This window comes from Fulvivirga aurantia, assembly GCF_009711475.1.
GTDB classification, from domain to species: Bacteria; Bacteroidota; Bacteroidia; order Cytophagales; family Cyclobacteriaceae; genus Fulvivirga; species Fulvivirga aurantia.
Map to the genome: position 1 here is coordinate 1 of NZ_SMMD01000279.1, position 1480 is coordinate 1480.

Below are 1480 nucleotides of genomic sequence, written 5' to 3' on the forward strand. Positions count from 1 at the left end.
TTGCTTGCTTCTGATACTTTTTTCTGCGTAGTTATACTGAGCTATAAACTTTAGAAAAGCTACTTCCTCATTGTATTCAGAATCAGGAAATGAGTTACTGAAAGTTTCAAATGCCACTACAGCTGCTGCATATCTTTCTAATTTGAAATACTGCTTGGCATTAGAATAGCCTTTAAGCTCAAGTTTCTCCTGTAGTTCATCTATTACCTTAGTCGCATCGTCTCTAAACTCACTGCCAGGAAAGCGGTTGATGAAATTTTGCATGGCTGCAATCGCTTCGTAACTGCTAGTCTGGTCCAGATTATAAGTAGGTGAGTTGGCATATAAAGAATACGCATACATAAACTGCGCTTCCTGTGCATACTCACTTCTTGCGTATGTTTCGTAAAACACCTTAAACTGGTGTGACGCCAGTAGATAAAACTCCTGGTAATACTGACAATAGCCTAAGTAAAACTCAACTTTTTCGCCCTCGGGCATACCACGTACAATCGGCTTTATCTGTTCAAAAAGCTGCGATGCACGATAGTAATCCTCTTTCTCATAGTAATTGATAGCCGCCTCATACTTGACACGCCAATCATTACTTTTTTCAATTTTTCTAAACTTACTGCAAGAAGTGATAGAAAAAATGACGAAAGCGAATAAAAAATACTTTATATAAGCCCGTTTTAACATAAGGGTGCAAATATAGGTCATATGACTAAATAAACAATAAAAAAATGAAGCAGGGGAATGCTACCAAACTACTTACGTAACAACAGGTAAAAGGATTTATTTTGAGGAAGTTAACTTTTATTTTCTGATGATGAGTTTTCTGGTCATGATACCATCGTTATCAATATACAATGTGTAGAAATAAACACCTGGATTTAAGTCCTCAGTTTTGATGGTCACTTTGTTTTCTAAAGGGGGTAATTGATACTCTCCAACCACACTTCCCAAAACATTATGTATGAGTATTTTGGCCTCTATTTCTCTATTAAGCACATTGTAGTCAACAATGGCAAACTCAGAAACCGGGTTAGGGTATACATCATTTATCTTCAGGTCTTCCGAATCGTAAATAAGCAGTTTCTCTTTTCGGTCCTCAATCGTGTATGAAATATTGTACTCTATCGCTTGTGCTGGATTATTGCGCTCGTAGATTAAGTACTTTACTGTACTGAAGCCTTCTGCAAGTCCTGTCTCCAAAACAGTTTCAAACTTGATCGAAGTTTCTCCTGCAGGAATTTGGTATTGAACAGGTAATTGTTCTTTGCTGCTTTCAAAACAGTCTCCATCCCAGCAAAAGAAGGTATTTTGGCTTGAGCCAATGAGTTGATCGACTCGTCTGATCACGAGATTAATAGGCTGGTCAGAAATATTCTTGATTTTGATTGGTGTAGAGACTTTTTCACCAATTTTCACTTTGTAGTTTTTTGACTTCTCATCGACCTCGAAGCGCTGCGCCTGAGAGGCGAATGCCGCTACTAAAAAT

Annotated in this window: 2 protein-coding genes; both read right to left on the minus strand. The window is 37.8% G+C overall.

Annotation, left to right across the window (positions count from 1 at the left end):
• Positions 1 to 678 (minus strand): outer membrane protein assembly factor BamD (locus tag E1176_RS01125; RefSeq protein WP_155208747.1); only part of this gene is annotated, 678 nt, incomplete at its 3' end.
• Positions 679 to 795: 117 nt separating this feature from the next.
• On the minus strand, positions 796 to 1480 hold a 685-nt coding region (locus tag E1176_RS01130), incomplete at its 5' end, for a T9SS type A sorting domain-containing protein (RefSeq protein ID WP_155208748.1).